Raw genomic sequence first — 17,509 nt, 5'->3', positions numbered from 1 at the left:
TTTGGGATATCTTTAATTTCTCTGTGGCTCTCCGTGAAAAACTCTGTGGTACTCTGTGTAATAATTAAATACTTTAACACAGAGATACACGGAGAAGACACAGAGTTACACGGAGAAAATTCTATGTACCTCCGGGGTATTCTTTGTCTTTAAGCTTTATTCTTCCTTTTTATTCTCCATAAAAAACATGGGCATTAAATTTTATTCCGTTCCGGGAAACAAGACAATACTGCTTATTCGTTTGAATATCTTTAATTTCTCTGTGGCTCTCCGTGAAAAACTCTGTGGTACTCTGTGTAATAATTAAATACTTTAACACAGAGATACACGGAGAAGACACAGAGTTACACGGAGAAAAATCTATGTACCTCCGGGGTATTCTTTGCATTAAAACTTTATTCAAACTTTTTATTCTCCATAAAATACAGGAGAATGAGATCGCTTCGCTTAGTAAATAACGGCCGTTAAATTTTATTCCGCTCAGGGGAATATTTAGTTGCTAATATTCAGTAATCTTAAAAAAACTGATCGTGAATTATCCAACACAAAGCTAGCAGGACCTGCGTCTGATGTTTTCAACTTTTCTTGCCTCTGATTAATTTCTATTGAAATCTACTAAAACAATTTTGTTTGTTAAATTTGTAAGAAAAACGATCAAATTTCAATCATGTGGGAGACTTATCAGAAGGACTTTTCCAATTTTTTAAAGCTGGAAAAATCTTTGTCATCAAATACTATAGAAGCATATACTAATGACATCCACAAGCTTACTCAATATCTGGAATTTAAAAAGCTCAACCTTAAACCTGACCAGATTGATCTGAAGATGCTGGAAGATTTTATTCAATGGGTAGGCAAATTAGATATGAGCGCCAATAGCCAGGCAAGAATTGTTTCCGGGACAAAGGCTTTTTACAAATTTTTGATGCTGGAGGATGAAGTAGAAACCAACCCGGCCGATTTGCTCGAAGCGCCAAGGACAGGCCGTAAGTTGCCCGAAATACTTACTGTTGACGAAATCAACAAACTTTTAGGTGCCATTGATCTCAGCCAGCCTGAAGGCCAGCGCAACAAAGCCATGATAGAAACCTTGTACAGCTGCGGGCTTAGGGTTTCGGAACTAATCAGTCTTAAACTTTCCAATTTGTATTTTGAGGAGGGTTTTGTCAGAATCTTTGGGAAAGGGAGTAAGGAAAGGCTGGTTCCCATCAGTCCAAAAGCCATCAAAGAAATCAATTTATATCTCGGGGATAGGAATAAATTAAAAAGGATACACCGGGATTCAGAAGATATTGTCTTTTTAAACCGGAGGGGCTCCATGCTGACCCGCATCATGGTCTTTACCATTGTCAAGGAGCTTGCAGAAAAAATAGGCCTGCAGAAAAATATCAGTCCCCATACTTTTCGCCATTCGTTTGCCACCCATCTGGTTGAAGGAGGTGCTGATTTGCGTGCCGTTCAGGAGATGCTTGGCCACGAATCCATTACTACCACTGAGATTTATACCCATCTGGACAGGGAATACCTGCGTGATATGATTTTACGTTTCCTGCCAGGGGCTTGATTTCTTAAATCCATTCCTTAAAGGTTATAAGCTGGTAATTTTTTGTATTTTCATCCCTGGTTATTTTTTGTTTTGGAACCCTGCAAAAGATAGTTCAAACTCTGGCTCCCTTATGGGAAGGAGGATTAAAAACAATATTGATTTTTAAGATTGATTTAAGCGATTTAGATAATAACTTATGAGCAATAGTTTTCTGAATAACGTAGCCACTGACCTTTATCAACGGTATGGCGATAAGCTTTCTGATTGTTGTGTGGTATTCCCAAATCGCAGGGCCAGCTTGTTTTTCACACGTTACCTTTCAGACATGATCGCCAGACCGATTTGGGCGCCTTCGTTCTCGGCCATCAATGAATTGATGCAACAGCTTTCGCAACTGCAACTTGCCGATAATCTGAGTTTGATCTTCGACCTCTACGAAATTTACAAAAAACTGAAGAATACCGAAGAGACCTTTGATGAGTTTTATTTTTGGGGAGAAACCATGCTTAGCGATTTTGACGACGTGGACAAAAATCTGGTCAATGCTGTCGAATTGTTTAAAAATATAGAATCATTGAAAGACCTCAGGGACAGGTTTGAATATCTTACTGACAACCAAATACAGGCCATAAGGGTTTTCTGGAAAAACTTCAACCTTGAACATCTTACCACTCAAAAGCAAAACTTTATTTCTGTCTGGAATATCCTTCATCCCATCTATGAAACCTACACGGCAATGCTCAAGGATAAAGGTATTGGTTATGAGGGAATGATATACCGTGAGGCCGTTAAACGGTTAAATGAGGATAAGGAGCCGGAGCTGCCTTATCAGAAAATTATTTTTGTAGGATTTAATGCTTTGAACAAATGTGAAAAAACATTTTTCAAAATTCTTCAAAACTTGAATATTGCGGAATTTTACTGGGATTATGATGACTATTACCTGAATAATCCCGTTCATGAAGCCGGGCAGTTTATCCGGGAGAATCTCCGGGATTTTCCTCCTGCTGCCACATTTACGTCAAATAACCTGAAGGGTAAAAAATTCACCTGTATAGCTGTTCCTTCAGCCGTAGGACAGGCCAGGGTTCTGCCTTCGTTGCTCCATCAGCTGGGAACCAATGATTATAACACCACTGCCGTGGTGCTGGCCGATGAACAAATGTTGATGCCCGTTTTGCATTCCATCCCTTCTGATATCCGGAAAATAAATGTCACCATGGGTTATCCGGTCACGATCACGCCTGTGTATAGTTTCCTGGAAGAGCTGATAAACCTGCAACGCAATGTGAGGGTTCAGCAAAATGGGCAATTCATCTTTTATTATAAAAATGTGCAGTCTATCCTCAAACATCCCTATTCGCAATATCTGCACCTGAAATTGCCCAACGATTTTTCGGCCAGGATGATAAATGAGAATAAGATATTCCTAAAACCTTCTGATTTCGGGGATGATAAGATTGTTGCGAAAATATTCAGCAAACCTTCTAATCCGTCTGAGTTTGCAGACTACATGATGGATATTTTATATATGGCTGCTGAAAACCTTGATAAAAAAGGACCTGAAGAAGATGAGGATCCGGAGCAGGAAAATAAAGCTGATGTTTCGAAGGTTGAAAGCGAATATCTGTATTATCTGTTTAAAGCCATAAAAAGGTTGAAGGAAGTTCTTTCAGAAAAGAATATTGATTTTTCGCTGGTTACTTTTACCCGTTTGCTGAAAAAATACATCAGGGGACTGAGTGTTCCTTTCACCGGAGAACCTTTATCCGGATTGCAGATTATGGGAATACTCGAAACACGTGCAGTAGATTTCGAAAATGTAATTATTCTCTCGATGAATGAAGGGAATCTGCCTAAAAGCGGGACTTCTCCGTCATTCATTCCTTATAGCCTCCGTAAGGCCTTCGGTTTGCCAACTATTGAACACCAGGATTCCATCTATGCCTATTATTTCTACCGGCTTGTTCAAAGAGCTAAAAATGTTGTGTTTACCTATAATTCGAGGACAGATGATTCGCAAACCGGCGAGATGAGCCGTTTCCTCACCCAGTTAAAATATGAGCCCGGATTTACCATCGAAGAGCACAACATTACTTACAATGTCAATATTCAGTCCGCGAAGGAAATAAAAATTTCCAAGAACAGTGAAATAATGAAGGCATTGATGGCATATACCGAAAAGGCATATCTTTCACCCAGTGCTATTAATACTTATATCGACTGCAGCCTGAAATTTTATTTTAAGTATATCGCCCAAATTGAAGAACCTCAGGAAGTGAGCGAAGAAGTTGATGAAATGATGTTTGGTAATCTGCTGCACAAATCCATGGAATATCTTTACAGGGAGGAGAAGGGAACATTGCTTCAGAAAGAAAACCTGCATAAAATGATTTCCGATAAAAATATCATCCAGGTAGCGCTGCAACAGGCATTCAAAGAAGTGGTGTATAAAACAGAAGATTTTCAGATAACAGGGAGAAATTCCATCATTTTTAATGTACTGAAAAAATATATCACCCGCCTGCTGACAGCTGATGAAGCCTATTCTCCTTTTAAAATCCTCGAACTTGAAAGGTTTTGCAGTTTTACAATTCCTGTGAGCTTTTCTTCACAGGCACTTCAGGTAAATATTGGTGGTATTATCGACAGGGTGGATGAGAAAGAAGGGAATATCCGGATCATTGATTACAAAACAGGTGAACCCGACAAGAAATTTATCAGCATTGAAAGTCTTTTCGACTCAATGACCCGAAAGAGGAACAAGGCCGCCTTGCAAACCTTTATATATTCTCAATTTTATGCTTCTGAAAGACCCGAAGCTATTGCCATTGTCCCAGGCCTTTATTTTTTAAAAGAGCTGTTCGGGGGAAATTGGGACTATCATCTGGAAACAGGTATCAGGAACAAGGTTCAAAAAATCACCAATTACAGGGATATCTCTCAGGAATTTGAGGTTCAATTATACAATCTATTGGCCAATTTATTCAATAAGGATTTGTCCTTTGAGCAAACCACAAATCAGGATACATGCAGGTTATGCCCGTATAATGGGATGTGCCACAGGTAATGAGGAAATGGATATTAAATTTTTTAACCAGCCTTAAAATAAAAAGAAGTGAGTAGATAAAATCCGCTCACTTCCTGATCAATTATTTACTAAATAAGAATTTAACTTCTTTTCAATAAATTCAAATTAGCTTATTTAGTTGCTGACATTAAATAGGCTATAGAAATTCCGAAAACCCTATTCTTCATTTTTGCATCATTTGTAGAAACGGGAGCTAAATTAGCCAATCCTAAACCATATTGAGCTGTAATTTGGAAATCACTGATTTCAATGCCGGCTCCTAAATTTAAGCCCATATCAAATGCTTTCATGTCATTATTGTCACCTGAACCAAACTTAATATCTTGGGATTCACCATCTGCTTTATATTTTCCGCCTATGCCATAAGCGAAGTAGGGCCCTGCGAATAACAATAATTTTGCTGAACCTAATTCATATTTATATAATGCATTAACCGGGATTTCCAGGTAATTTGGTGAAATAGTCATATCTGTATTACCTACGGAATACTTGGACCCTTTCATTGAGAAAAAGAAACCGGTTTGTATGTTGAAATTGTTTTGCAGAGGTATTTCTCCTATAAGGCCTAAATGTATGCCTGCCCTTGTTTTGGGATCAATACTGATTCCTGATTCTTTCATGGTCATGGTCGACAGATTTAAACCGAATTTAGGTCCAAATTTTATCTGAGCCTGAACACCGCTTACAACAAACATGCAACAGATTACTAATAAGAATTTTATAAAATTTTTCATAAATATTAGTTTTTTATTGGGTCTACTCTTAAAGCTTTTCGACAACCGCTCCGTACTCTCTTATAGATTTTCCGGGTACTCTTTAACACTGGGAATTTGTTTTATTTTTAAACGATTAACAATAAATTTAATTGATAAGAATACAAAAAACACAATCAATTTATCATCTGTCTGATATTTTTCACCTATATAAATATATAAATTTTATTTTAACCTGAGTCATTATTTAATTATTTTTCTAATAAATAGTTTATAATTCCTGTTTTTAATTCCATTCCTTGAAAATATTTCAGAAATTCCATTCTTCTTTGATTTTTTATTCTTAAATTGTAAATTCTAGTTGAGAATAAAGATGAGAATAAGGAAGCCAAATGATCCGTTGTGTCTTTTTTTTGTATTGGGACTTTTGTTTTCATTTACTTATTGTCATTCACAAGTTAATAAGATGTCTGAAAGTGATAAAAATCTGGTGACCAGACAGCCGGCTGTTGCCGGGCAATTTTATCCCTCCAATCCTGATTCCCTCCGCGCTGATCTGAAAAAATATTTTTCCAGGGCAATCAAATTTTCCGGGGAAGGAGAGGGGCATGTAGTGGCAGTTATTTGTCCCCATGCGGGTTATGTGTTTTCAGCAGGAGTAGCTGCCAGTAGTATCAATCAGTTGCCTTCGGAGGGTGAATACACGGATATTTTTGTGATTGGCTCAAGCCATCGGGCTTCATTTGAAGGTGCAGCCATATATAACAAAGGCAATTTTGCTACTCCTTTGGGAATTGTTAAGGTGGATATCCCCCTGGCCAATAAGCTAATTAAAGAACATTCAGATATATTCTCCGGCGATGCTGATGTGCATCGCCAGGAACATAGCCTGGAGGTTCAATTGCCTTTTCTCCAATATCACCTGAAAAAAGAGTTCAAAATTGTACCTATTTTGCTTGGGACACAAACTGTTGAAACTTGCCAGGAAATTGCCGGGGCATTGAAACCCTATTTGACCATGGACAACCTTTTTGTGATCAGTTCAGATTTTTCCCACTATCCATCCTTTCAGGATGCTATCGAAGTAGATCATCTTACGGCAAAAGCCATAGAGTCCAATTCTCCTGATATGCTGATCAGAACATTGAGAAGCAATGCCTCAAAGCGGATACCTGACCTGGTTACCAGTTTATGCGGCTGGCCCTCGGTGCTGACATTCTTGTACATGACTCAGGGTAATTCCAATGTGTCGATTACTCCGGTTCAATATAAAAATTCCGGGGACAGCCCCTATGGGGATAAAGACAAAGTAGTGGGTTATTTTGGATTGAAAGCAACATTAAAAGGTAAAAAGGAAAACCGGACGGCTTTTAATCTTTCAGATGTTGAGAAAAAGAAATTACTGACCATTGCCCGTCAGACTATTGAGCAATATTTACAGAATAAAAAGATACCTGAAATTAATAAAAACGAGCTTCCCAAAGCCTTACTTGCAAACTGCGGGGCATTTGTGACACTTACCAAAGCAGGTGAATTAAGAGGTTGCATAGGGAATTTCACTTCTAACGAACCTTTATATGAAGTCGTCCAGCAAATGGCTGTTTCGGCTGCCACGCAGGATCCCCGTTTCCCTGAAGTAGAAAAAAGTGAGGTTCCTCAGCTTCGAATTGAGATTTCTGTCCTCACACCTATGAAGAGAATACATTCCATTGACGAAATCATCCTGGGAAAACATGGCGTTTATATAAAGAAAGGGTTTAGAAGCGGAACATTTTTGCCACAAGTTGCCAAATCAACAGGTTGGAGCAAAGAAGAATTCCTGGGGCATTGTGCACGCGACAAAGCAGGAATTGGTTGGGATGGCTGGAAGGATGCCGAATTATATACTTATGAAGCCTACGTGTTTTCTGAAGAAAAATAAAAGTTTTTAATGCTTGCTTCGGTTTTACGGCCATTTTGAAAATCTTACTACTGCCGTCTGCATTTAACTGTCGGTGCAAGATTTTTCATTTTGAAAATATCGGGTCATGAAGAATTTTAATCTTTGGCATTTCATCAAAAGTAATTCTTTTACTCCTAATCAAAATGATGTTTACAGTTACCTTTTACCGTCCAACAAGTCATTCTTGCTGAAAGATTTTAAAATAGCAGTCTTTATTCTTGGAATGTCGGCTATTTTTTCTCAAACAGTTCTGATCCGTGAGTTTCTAACTGTCTTTTATGGGAATGAACTTGTTATCGGGGCTATTTTGTGCAACTGGATGCTTTTAACGGCACTGGGAGCCTTTCTCGGCCGGTATTTTAATTTCAAGATTAAGAACAGCAGGAAGTTTGTTCTTATATCACTTATTGTTTTGGGCGTTTTACCTATCCTTATCGTTTTTCTACTTGATTATTACAAGAATGTTATTTTCCCCGAAGGCAGTATGTTGGGCTTTTTTCAGATTCTTGCCTCTTCGTTTGTCCTGCTTTTGCCTTTTTGTGTGTTATCCGGTTCTGTTTTTACCACTTTGGCAAAACTGATTTCTCACACTTGTTTATCAAACCAAATCAACAAAACGTATGCATACGAGTCTTTGGGAAGTGTCATAGGTGGTGCTTTATTCAATTTTATTCTTGTATTTCTTCTTCCTTCTGTCCAATGCCTGCAGGTAATGATGTGCATTAATTTTTTAGCCGTTTTTTACTTCAGCCTGCATTGGCGATATAATTATTATTACGTGATACTTGCCTGGGTAATTCTGATTGGCGGCATAGTTTCTTTTGGCATCAACGGGGACCAGTTGATGAAAAAGTACCTTTTTAAAGGACAAACACTGATATATCAAAAGGGGACACCTTATGGAAATCTTGTGGTTACTCAAACCGGAGAGCAACTCAATTTTTATGAAAATAATGTGCTGCTTTTTAATACGGCCAATATGATTGAAAATGAAGAAAATACACATTATGCAATGGTCCAGCGTCCTTATTCCCGGAAAGTGTTACTTGTTTCGGGAGGAATTTCAGGCATTACCGATGAAATTTTCAAATATCCTGTAAATCAAATTGATTATGTAGAAATCAATCCATGGCTAATTCAAGTTGGTTTGCACTATACTCATTCTTTAAACCATAGGGGGATTCATGTTATTAATCAGGATGCCAGGTTGTATATCAAACGGACGCCTGTTTTGTATGATGTTGCTTTGATCAATTTACCGGAACCGGGCACTTCTGAAATCAACCGCTACTATACCGTTGAATTTCTAAAGGAATTAAAAAGTAAGCTTCTTCCCGGGGCGGTGGTTTCTTATAGGCTGATGTCTACTTCCGATTATGTGAGCAGGGAAGTTGCTGATTTGAATTCGGTGTTGTACAATACCCTGAAAACTTCATTTAAAAATGTATTAATCATTCCCGGGATGAAGAATTATTTTATCGCCTCTGATAAACCTTTGAGCCTGAAAGTTGCAAGCCTGGTTGAATCATTGAAAATCTCCAATCTGTATGTAAATAAATATTATATTGAGGATGAATTGCTTGCACAACGAAGTCACTATATCCTCCGTAAGATTGATCAAAATGCACCTGTCAATAAGGATTTTATACCGGTTTCGTGCTACCGGCAAACCTTGTATTGGCTCAGCTATTTTAAGGTTAATCTTTGGCTAATCCTGTCTTTTCTGTTTATTTTGATGATTATTGTTTACTGGCGTCTTAATGCAGTGAATATAACCATGTTTGCCGGAGGTTTTGCGGCTGCTTCGCTGGAATTTGCCCTGATATTGGCATTTCAAATACTTTATGGATATGTATTTCAAATGACAGGGGTTATCATTACTTTGTTTATGGCAGGTTTGGCACTGGGTGCTTTTTACAGGCACAGGATTATAGCGGAAGTCAACCGTAGAACCATGTTGCAAATACAACTTATTATTGCCCTTTATGCCTTATTGATGCCAATGGCCGTCTTTTTTTTCAAACAGATTAATACGCATGTCGTTCTTATTCATTTGTTATTTTTCATCCTTACCTTAATGATTGCTGTACTGATTGGAATGGAATTTTCGATGGCCAGTATTTTTCAGAAGGGTGAGTATGGAAAAGTCGCAGGTTCCTTATATAGTGCCGATTCTTTAGGATCAGCCTTCGGTATTTTGCTTGCCTCTGTTTTTCTTATTCCCTGGTTGGGTATGTTCAAATTTGGGATGATCGTTTGCCTGTTGAATGTACTAAGCGGTTTGTTTTTTATCATTAAAACCAGAAAATAATTTGGGTGGGGTGACAATATTTCGTAACTTGAATAGAAATGTTAAATTTTTGTCATCTGTTTATAAATGAATTTAAAACGATTTGTAAAAGATTATTTTACTTTCTCCAAAGGCGATCGCAACGGAATCATCATATTGCTTGTGATTTGTGTCGTTCTGATCGTTTTGAACCATCTGACCGGCATGATGCCTCCTAAGACCAATCAGGAGGAAAATGAGCGATTCAGAACGCAAATCAATAATTTTGAGAAAAGTTTAAAACTTAAGGAAACTCAGGAAAAAGTTGAAAACAGGGCAAAAACTCAAAGAAAATTTACTTTGTTCCCTTTTGATCCCAATCATACCTCTGATTCCGATTGGGAAAAGTTGGGATTAAAACCCTTCCAGATAAAAATCATTCTTAATTATACCAGCAAAGGAGGGAAGTTTTTTCATAAAGAAGATTTGAAAAAAATTTATGGCATTTCATCCGGAGATTACTTGCGTTTAGAACCATATATTGTAATCCCTGCTGAAAATATCAAGTATAAAGCCAATGTTTTTCCGGTGAATAAACCGGCCTTTCGTCCGGTTGAATTGAATTCCTCAGATACGGCCGAATTAAAAAGGTTGCCGGGAATAGGGACGGCGCTTTCTGCAAGGATAGTTAAATATCGCCAAAGGTTAGGTGGTTTTTCTTCGAAAAAGCAATTGTATGAAGTTTGGGGATTGAGTCCTGAAGTGATTTCACAACTTGATGGCAAAATCATATTGGACAGCTTGAATATTCAAAAAATCAACATCAATAAGTTATCGGCTTTTGAATTGGCACATCATCCGTATTTACGGTTATTTCAGGCCAAAGGCATAGTAAAATACCGGGAATTAAAGGGAAGAATTCAGAATTCCTTTGAATTGCTTGATAATCATGTGTTGACAAAAACAGAATACGAAAAATTGAAACCTTACTTATCGGTTCAGTAGTTTTGATGCAAAAAATTGCGAAAGCTTCTTTTTATTGGAAAAATTACTTAATTTTATGTTCAGATGTAAGTAAACGAGAAGTTTTATAAAGTTGATAATGTGTTTATTCAGGCTCTGTCAGCAGTTTTTTATGAATTGTGGGCAAAATAATTTCAATAAAAAGTTTATTTAAAGGCTTAAATATTTGATTTGTGTTTTTTATTTGAATAAATTTGCGGCTCGTTTTACTAAAAATTTAACTTATGATTATCGTACCATTAAAAGAAGGCGAAAACATCGAAAGAGCGCTGAAAAAATTTAAAAGAAAATTTGAAAAAACAGGCGTTATCAAAGAACTGAGAGAAAGACAATCTTTTACAAAACCTTCTGTTAAGAGACGTGATATTATTAAGCACGCCATCTATATTGAACAGATGCAAAGAGAAGAAGAACAATAAGCCAGACAAAGGCTCTTCCGGGAAGAAATGTAAAAAGTTAGCTCATGACTTATGCTGATTCATTCCTTGATTATCTGCAAAATGAAAAACGATGTTCGAAGTATACTGTTACATCATACAAAACTGATTTAACGCAGTTTTTCATCTTTTGTGGAGGCCAGGGGGACGAGGTTGATCTGTTGCATTTTAATTATCAGATTATCAGGTTATGGGTGGTAAGTTTAATGGAAGAAGGATTATCATCCCGCTCAGTCAATCGTAAGCTTACTGCATTAAAATCATTTTTTAAATATCTTCTAAAGGAAGGACTTATTAAGGATAATCCTGTAGAGCATGTGTTGTCCTTAAAAACTGAGAAGAGATTACCTGAGTTTGTCGATCATAAAGGTATTGACAAATTGTTTAAAGAGGTGGATTTCGGCGATGGTTTTTGGGGCCTAAGGGACAGGTTGATTTTGGAGATGCTGTATTGTACCGGCATGAGGTTATCAGAATTGACGGGTTTAAAAAATGCGGATATAGACAAAAGCAATTTGACCATTAAAGTCTTAGGGAAAAGGAATAAGGAGAGACTGATACCCATCAGCCGCAGGTTCTATAAGGATATTGAAAGTTACCAGGCCTTGGCGTCTGAAATAAAAAGCATGGGGGCTGCTGATTATCTTTTCTTCACTGCAAAGGGGGAGAAGGTATATGGAAAGTTGGTTTACCGGGTAGTACATCGTTACCTGCCATATGTTACCACGATAGAAAAGAAAAGTCCACATGTTTTAAGGCATACCTTTGCAACAGAATTATTGAACAACGGTGCAGATCTAAATGCGATTAAAGAATTATTGGGTCATGCCAATCTTTCGGCCACACAGATTTATACGCACAATACGTTTGAAAAATTAAAAAAAGTTTATAATCAGGCTCATCCTAGGGCATAAATCAAAAGGAGGTTGATCATGAATGTGAAAATTAAATCTATCAGGTTTGATGCCGATAAAAAATTACTCGACTTTATTACTGTAAAAGTCAAAAAGTTAGTTCAATTTTATGATGAGATTATTGGTGCCGAAGTCTTTTTAAGAATTGATAAGGATCAGGAGCTGGAAAACAAGGTTGTAGAAATAAAGCTGGAAATTCCAGGCAATGATTTGTTCGCAAAAAAACAGAGCAGAACTTTCGAAGAATCAACGGATAATGCAATTGATGCTTTGCGTTCGCAAATTGATAAACATAAAACAAAGCTTAGAAAATAGGATTTTCTTGAAAAAAAAATCATTTTCTTTGTGTGTTAAATAAAATATTTATACATTTGCCAACCCAAAATTCAAGGGGGGAAGTTAAGTGTAGCGTTCTTTGTTTTGCCGATGTAGCTCAGTTGGCCAGAGCAGCTGATTTGTAATCAGCTGGTCGGGGGTTCGAATCCCTCCATCGGCTCGTGATTTTGACTATTGATAATTATTTTATTGATGGTAGAATAAATTAGAGAAACTTGATATATGTTGCTTTTTTAGCAAGGGTTGATTGAAATTTTGTTGTACTGAATTAAGATTTAAAAAAGATATTTTAAAAAGGGGGAGGTACCAAAGTGGCCAACTGGGGCAGACTGTAAATCTGTTGGCTGACGCCTTCGTAGGTTCGAATCCTGCCCTCCCCACTTTTTTATTTAAAATATTCTTAAAGTTTAGAAATACTAAAACTTTAAATAGATCTGTTTGGTATAATCAAAAAAGCATAAAAGGTTCTTTGAGAATAATAAAATTAAGGTTTCAAGTATTAAAATTATTTTAAAGTTGCAATTTATTCTGGCTTTAAGACTTGAACTTTAATTGGTTTATTTTATTGAAATAGATAATTAGCTATAGGCTGATTTGGAAAGTATGCGGGAATAGCTCAGTTGGTAGAGCACAACTCTTCCAAGGTTGGGGTCGCGGGTTCGAGTCTCGTTTCCCGCTCTTTATTTTTCAGTTTCGTGGTTCGGTGGAAAGAACGTGTTGAGAAACTGATAAGGTAATGAGCAATGTTCTGTTGATTTTCTTAAGATTATCTCTTTAAGGGAGCAGTGAATCAATAAGAACAGAATGCCGATGTAGCTCAGTGGTAGAGCACTTCCTTGGTAAGGAAGGGGTCATGGGTTCAACTCCCATCATTGGCTCTAATATAATGAAGATCCCTTGCTTTTTTATAACTTATAAATTTTAAATTTATCTAATTACTAAAGTTATGGCTAAAGAAAAATTTGACAGGTCAAAACCCCATGTTAATATTGGTACAATTGGTCATGTTGACCATGGAAAGACAACTCTTACTGCTGCAATCACTATGGTGTTGGCAAAGAGAGGTTTATCTGAAATAAAGACATTCGACCAGATTGATAATGCACCTGAAGAAAAGGAAAGAGGTATTACTATTAATACCGCACACGTTGAGTATCAGACTGAAAAACGTCACTATGCTCACGTTGATTGCCCGGGTCATGCTGATTATGTAAAGAATATGGTTACTGGTGCTGCCCAGATGGACGGTGCTATTTTGGTTGTTGCCGCTACGGATGGTCCTATGCCCCAAACCAGAGAACATATTCTTTTGGCTCGTCAGGTTGGTGTTCCCAAGATCGTTGTATTCATGAATAAAGTTGATCAGGTTGATGATCCCGAATTGCTCGACTTGGTTGAAATGGAAGTTCGTGAATTATTGACTTTCTATGGTTATGATGGTGCAAATGCTCCTATCGTTCGTGGTTCTGCTTTAGGTGCCCTGAATGGTGAACCTAAATGGGAAGAAAAGGTTGTGGAATTGATGAACTTTGTTGATGATTATATTCCGATACCTCCCCGTGAGAATGAAAAACCTTTCCTGATGCCAGTTGAGGATATCTTCTCAATTACAGGCCGTGGAACAGTTGCTACAGGACGTATTGAAACGGGTGTTGTTAAGACCGGTGATGAAATGGAAATCGTTGGCTTAGGCCCCAGCAAGAAGACTGTTGTAACTGGTGTGGAAATGTTCCGTAAGATCCTTGATGACGGTGAAGCTGGTGACAATGTAGGTTTATTACTTAGAGGTATTGATAAGAAAGAAATAAAAAGAGGTATGGTTATTGCCAAACCTGGTTCTATCACTCCTCACACTAAATTCAAAGCTGAAGTTTACGTGTTGAAGAAAGAAGAAGGTGGCCGTCATACTCCTTTCCACAATGAATATCGTCCTCAGTTCTATTTAAGAACTCTTGATGTTACAGGTGAAATAAAATTACCTGATGGAGTAGAAATGGTAATGCCTGGCGATAATGTTACCATCACTGTAACTTTGATTTATCCTGTTGCTATCAACAAGAATTTGCGTTTCGCTATTCGTGAAGGTGGCAGAACAGTAGGTGCTGGTCAGGTAACCGAAATAGTAGAATAAAACAATGCTTTAGCATTGTTTTATGAAGGCAGAAATATTTTTACGGGTGTAGCTCAATTGGTAGAGTAGTGGTCTCCAAAACCATTGGTTGGGAGTTCGAGTCTCTCCACCCGTGCATACTTTAAGAGAAAATGAAAATTAAACTCTATATTCAAGAAGCTTTTAACGAATTATTTCATAAAGTTTCATGGCCAACTTGGTCAGAATTACAAAATAGCGGTATTGTAGTTATGATTGCTTCCTTAATAATTGCAGTAATCGTTTTTGTAATGGATTTTAGCTTCCAAAATCTGATACAATTAATCTTTAGTATGTTTTTTTAATCTCTAAACTGAATGGGTGAAGTCGAAAAAAAGTGGTATGTTCTTAAAGCTATTAGTGGAAAAGAAAAAAAAGTCAAAGAATATATCGAAAATGAAGTAAGCCGACTTAATCTACAGGATTACGTTTCTCAGGTTTTGATTCCCACCGAAAAAGTTTATCAAGTGAGGGGGGGAAAAAAGATTAGTAAAGAGAGAAATTTCTATCCCGGTTATATTTTAGTAGAAGCTGCATTAGTTGGGGAGGTACCTCATGTTTTGCGTAATATTCCTAATGTGATGGGCTTTTTGGGTAATAGGGGTGATGTTCCTATTCCCTTGCGTACTTCTGAAATTAACCGAATTTTAGGGAAAGTTGATGAACTGGCTGCTGAAGATGAAGAGTTAACTACTCCATTTTGTGTCGGTGAATCAGTGAAAGTGATCGATGGTCCGTTCAATAGTTTTACCGGTATCATTGAAGAAGTTAATGATGAAAAAAAGAAGTTGAAGGTCATGGTGAAGATTTTCGGAAGAAAAACTCCCTTAGAACTTAGCTTCATGCAAGTAGAAAAAGAATAAATTGAGAAAAGAATCGAATTATGGCAAAAGAAGTTACAGGAATCATTAAATTGCAAATTCGGGGTGGTGCAGCAAATCCATCTCCTCCAGTAGGTCCTGCTTTGGGTTCCAAAGGAGTAAACATCATGGATTTTTGCAAGAAGTTTAATGCAAAAACTCAGGATAAAGCAGGAAAAGTTATACCTGTAATTATAACTGTATACAAGGATAAATCTTTTGATTTTATTACTAAGGCTTCTCCTGTTGCAGTTCAATTGCTCGAGGTTGCAAAGGTGAAATCAGGTTCAGCTGAGCCTAACCGTATTAAGGTTGCCAACATTTCTTGGGATCAGGTTAAGGAAATCGCTGAGGATAAAATGCCGGATTTGAATGCCTTTACTGTTGAATCGGCTATGAGGTTGGTTGCTGGTACAGCTCGAAGCATGGGTATAACAATTAAGGGCAATCCTCCTTTTTAAATTTTAATTTTTCGTTGGAGAAATGACAAGACTTACAAAAAATAGAAAGTTAGCGTTAAGCAAGATTGAAGCCGGCCGTCAATATAAATTGAGCGAGGCTACACGTTTGCTTAAAGATATTACCACTACCAAATTTGATGCTTCCGTCGATGTTGACGTTCGTTTAGGTGTAGATCCTAAGAAATCCAATCAAATGGTACGTGGTGTGGTTACTTTGCCTCATGGAACTGGAAAAGTAATCCGCGTTTTGGTTTTATGTACACCTGATAAAGAAGCTGAGGCCAAAGAAGCCGGAGCTGACTATGTAGGATTGGAAGAATACATAGACAAAATTAAAGGTGGTTGGACTGATGTGGATATTATTATTACTATGCCATCAGTAATGGGAAAAGTAGGTCAATTAGGTAGAATTTTAGGTCCTAGAGGCTTGATGCCAAACCCCAAAAGTGGTACTGTTACCATGGAAATTGGAAAAGCTGTTAAGGAGGTAAAGCAAGGTAAAATCGAATTTAAAGTTGATAAGGCCGGAATTATTCATAATTCTATTGGGAAAGTTTCTTTTGAACCAGGGAAAATTGTGGATAATGTAAAGGAATTCATCGCTAATGTGATTAAGATGAAACCTATTACCTCTAAAGGTACTTACGTTAAAAGTATTTATCTTTCCACTACCATGAGTCCAGGTTTACATGTTGATTCTAAATCAATTTCAACCGAAGAATAGCTGGGGTTTGTGTAAGTAGATTTTGTTGTAAATTTAAGAGAAATGAAAATCGAAGAGAAAAATAAGATAATTGACCATCTAACCCAGGAATTTGCCAATTCAAAACATTTTTATCTGACAGATATTGAAACTTTAAATGCTGCAGATACATCTGCTTTACGTAGGAAATGTTTCGAAAAGCAGATTAAGTTAGAGATGGTAAAAAACAATTTGCTGAAGAAAGCTTTGGAAAAGTCTGGTGATAAGTATACTGAACTTTTCGGTTTATTGAAGAATTCTACTTCAGTAATGTTCTGCGATGAAGCGAGTACACCTGCAAAATTAATTAAGGAATTCCGTAAAAATCACGAAAAACCTATAATTAAAGGTGCTTATGTTGAAGAATCCATTTATGTGGGCGATCAACTGGATGTACTGGCAAGCATGAAATCTAAAGAAGAACTTATCGGCGATATTATTGCTTTGTTGCAATCGCCTATGAAGAATGTGGTTTCTTCTTTACAGTCCGGAAAGAATATCATTGCAGGTGTTGTAAAAACCCTTTCCGAGAGAGAATAAATAATTAATTAAAAAAGTAATCAAAAAAGTAATTTAAAAAGGTAATAAAAATGGCAGATTTAAAAGCAATTGCAGAACAGTTGGTAAACTTGACTGTAAAAGATGTTAATGAATTAGCAGCAATTCTGAAAGATGAATATGGAATCGAACCAGCCGCTGCTGCTGTTGTAGCTGCAGGTCCAGCTGCCGGTGCCGCTGAAGTTGCTGAAGAAAAAACTTCTTTTGACGTTATTCTCAAAGCAGCTGGTGCCAGCAAATTACAAGTAGTTAAATTGGTTAAAGAATTAACTGGTCTTGGATTAAAAGAAGCTAAGGAATTAGTAGACGGTGCACCTAAGCCTGTTAAAGAAGGAATTACTAAAGAAGAAGCTGATTCGTTAATCGCTAAATTGAAAGAAGCTGGAGCAGAAGTTGAACTTAAGTAATATCTTTACTAGATAAATTTTCAGGGTTTAGATTCCTGTTTTTACAGGATTCTAAGCCTTT

At 37.1% G+C, this 17,509-nt stretch carries 16 protein-coding genes and 5 tRNA genes; 20 read left to right on the top strand and 1 reads right to left on the bottom strand.

The features are described from left to right. Nucleotides 1–667: 667 nt before the first annotated feature. Nucleotides 668–1,564, top strand: coding sequence for a site-specific tyrosine recombinase XerD (gene xerD / locus Q8907_00770; protein ID MDP4272789.1), 897 nt, complete (start codon nucleotides 668–670; stop codon nucleotides 1,562–1,564). 178 nt (nucleotides 1,565–1,742) lie between these two features. Then, nucleotides 1,743–4,616, top strand: coding sequence for a PD-(D/E)XK nuclease family protein (locus Q8907_00765; protein ID MDP4272788.1), 2,874 nt, complete (start codon nucleotides 1,743–1,745; stop codon nucleotides 4,614–4,616). A 131-nt stretch (nucleotides 4,617–4,747) separates the two neighbouring features. Here the strand turns inward: Q8907_00765 and Q8907_00760 are convergent, their stop codons facing one another. Continuing rightward, nucleotides 4,748–5,371: a porin family protein gene (locus Q8907_00760; GenBank protein ID MDP4272787.1), complete on the bottom strand. Its 624-nt coding sequence runs from the start codon at nucleotides 5,369–5,371 to the stop codon at nucleotides 4,748–4,750. A 445-nt stretch (nucleotides 5,372–5,816) separates the two neighbouring features. On the opposite strand from Q8907_00760, the gene amrB reads away from it, so the two are divergent. The 18 genes from amrB to rplL all read left to right on the top strand — a co-directional run bounded on the left by amrB (nucleotide 5,817) and on the right by rplL (nucleotide 17,448). Then, complete coding sequence (gene amrB, locus Q8907_00755; protein MDP4272786.1) at nucleotides 5,817–7,271, top strand: AmmeMemoRadiSam system protein B; 1,455 nt, start codon at nucleotides 5,817–5,819, stop codon at nucleotides 7,269–7,271. 106 nt (nucleotides 7,272–7,377) lie between these two features. Beyond that, a complete protein-coding gene (locus Q8907_00750) occupies nucleotides 7,378–9,603 on the top strand; it encodes a hypothetical protein (protein MDP4272785.1) in 2,226 nt (741 codons plus the stop codon). A gap of 66 nt (nucleotides 9,604–9,669) precedes the next feature. Beyond that, a complete protein-coding gene (locus tag Q8907_00745) occupies nucleotides 9,670–10,566 on the top strand; it encodes a helix-hairpin-helix domain-containing protein (GenBank protein ID MDP4272784.1) in 897 nt (298 codons plus the stop codon). A gap of 242 nt (nucleotides 10,567–10,808) precedes the next feature. Then, complete coding sequence (gene rpsU / locus Q8907_00740) at nucleotides 10,809–11,003, top strand: 30S ribosomal protein S21 (GenBank protein MDP4272783.1); 195 nt, start codon at nucleotides 10,809–10,811, stop codon at nucleotides 11,001–11,003. 44 nt (nucleotides 11,004–11,047) lie between these two features. Then, on the top strand, nucleotides 11,048–11,935 hold the full coding sequence (locus Q8907_00735; protein MDP4272782.1) for a tyrosine-type recombinase/integrase: 888 nt from the start codon (nucleotides 11,048–11,050) through the stop codon (nucleotides 11,933–11,935). Between the two features lie 18 nt (nucleotides 11,936–11,953). Then, nucleotides 11,954–12,250: an HPF/RaiA family ribosome-associated protein gene (locus Q8907_00730; protein MDP4272781.1), complete on the top strand. Its 297-nt coding sequence runs from the start codon at nucleotides 11,954–11,956 to the stop codon at nucleotides 12,248–12,250. Nucleotides 12,251–12,357: 107 nt separating this feature from the next. Further along, nucleotides 12,358–12,431: transfer RNA gene (locus Q8907_00725), tRNA-Thr, on the top strand. A 137-nt stretch (nucleotides 12,432–12,568) separates the two neighbouring features. Then, nucleotides 12,569–12,651, top strand: a tRNA-Tyr gene (locus Q8907_00720). 225 nt (nucleotides 12,652–12,876) lie between these two features. Next, a tRNA-Gly gene (locus Q8907_00715) sits at nucleotides 12,877–12,949 on the top strand. A gap of 128 nt (nucleotides 12,950–13,077) precedes the next feature. After that, nucleotides 13,078–13,149, top strand: a tRNA-Thr gene (locus Q8907_00710). A 68-nt stretch (nucleotides 13,150–13,217) separates the two neighbouring features. After that, on the top strand, nucleotides 13,218–14,402 hold the full coding sequence (tuf, locus tag Q8907_00705; GenBank protein ID MDP4272780.1) for an elongation factor Tu: 1,185 nt from the start codon (nucleotides 13,218–13,220) through the stop codon (nucleotides 14,400–14,402). 42 nt (nucleotides 14,403–14,444) lie between these two features. Next, nucleotides 14,445–14,517 (top strand) — tRNA-Trp (locus Q8907_00700). Between the two features lie 16 nt (nucleotides 14,518–14,533). Continuing rightward, nucleotides 14,534–14,725 carry a preprotein translocase subunit SecE gene (gene secE, locus Q8907_00695; protein MDP4272779.1) on the top strand — a complete coding sequence of 64 codons (192 nt, stop codon included), beginning with the start codon at nucleotides 14,534–14,536 and terminating at the stop codon, nucleotides 14,723–14,725. A gap of 12 nt (nucleotides 14,726–14,737) precedes the next feature. Then, the gene (gene nusG, locus Q8907_00690; GenBank protein ID MDP4272778.1) at nucleotides 14,738–15,283 is read left to right on the top strand and encodes a transcription termination/antitermination protein NusG; all 546 of its coding nucleotides are present in this window, start codon (nucleotides 14,738–14,740) and stop codon (nucleotides 15,281–15,283) included. A gap of 20 nt (nucleotides 15,284–15,303) precedes the next feature. Then, nucleotides 15,304–15,741, top strand: coding sequence for a 50S ribosomal protein L11 (gene rplK / locus Q8907_00685; GenBank protein MDP4272777.1), 438 nt, complete (start codon nucleotides 15,304–15,306; stop codon nucleotides 15,739–15,741). Nucleotides 15,742–15,763: 22 nt separating this feature from the next. Then, on the top strand, nucleotides 15,764–16,465 hold the full coding sequence (gene rplA / locus Q8907_00680; protein MDP4272776.1) for a 50S ribosomal protein L1: 702 nt from the start codon (nucleotides 15,764–15,766) through the stop codon (nucleotides 16,463–16,465). Nucleotides 16,466–16,507: 42 nt separating this feature from the next. Continuing rightward, the gene (gene rplJ, locus Q8907_00675; GenBank protein MDP4272775.1) at nucleotides 16,508–17,023 is read left to right on the top strand and encodes a 50S ribosomal protein L10; all 516 of its coding nucleotides are present in this window, start codon (nucleotides 16,508–16,510) and stop codon (nucleotides 17,021–17,023) included. 50 nt (nucleotides 17,024–17,073) lie between these two features. Further along, nucleotides 17,074–17,448: a 50S ribosomal protein L7/L12 gene (gene rplL / locus Q8907_00670; protein MDP4272774.1), complete on the top strand. Its 375-nt coding sequence runs from the start codon at nucleotides 17,074–17,076 to the stop codon at nucleotides 17,446–17,448. The last annotated feature ends 61 nt before the right edge of the window (nucleotides 17,449–17,509 follow it).

Source organism: Bacteroidota bacterium, from assembly GCA_030706565.1.
Taxonomy (GTDB): Bacteria; Bacteroidota; Bacteroidia; order Bacteroidales; family JAUZOH01; genus JAUZOH01.
This window is presented reverse-complemented; position numbering and strand designations above follow the sequence as displayed.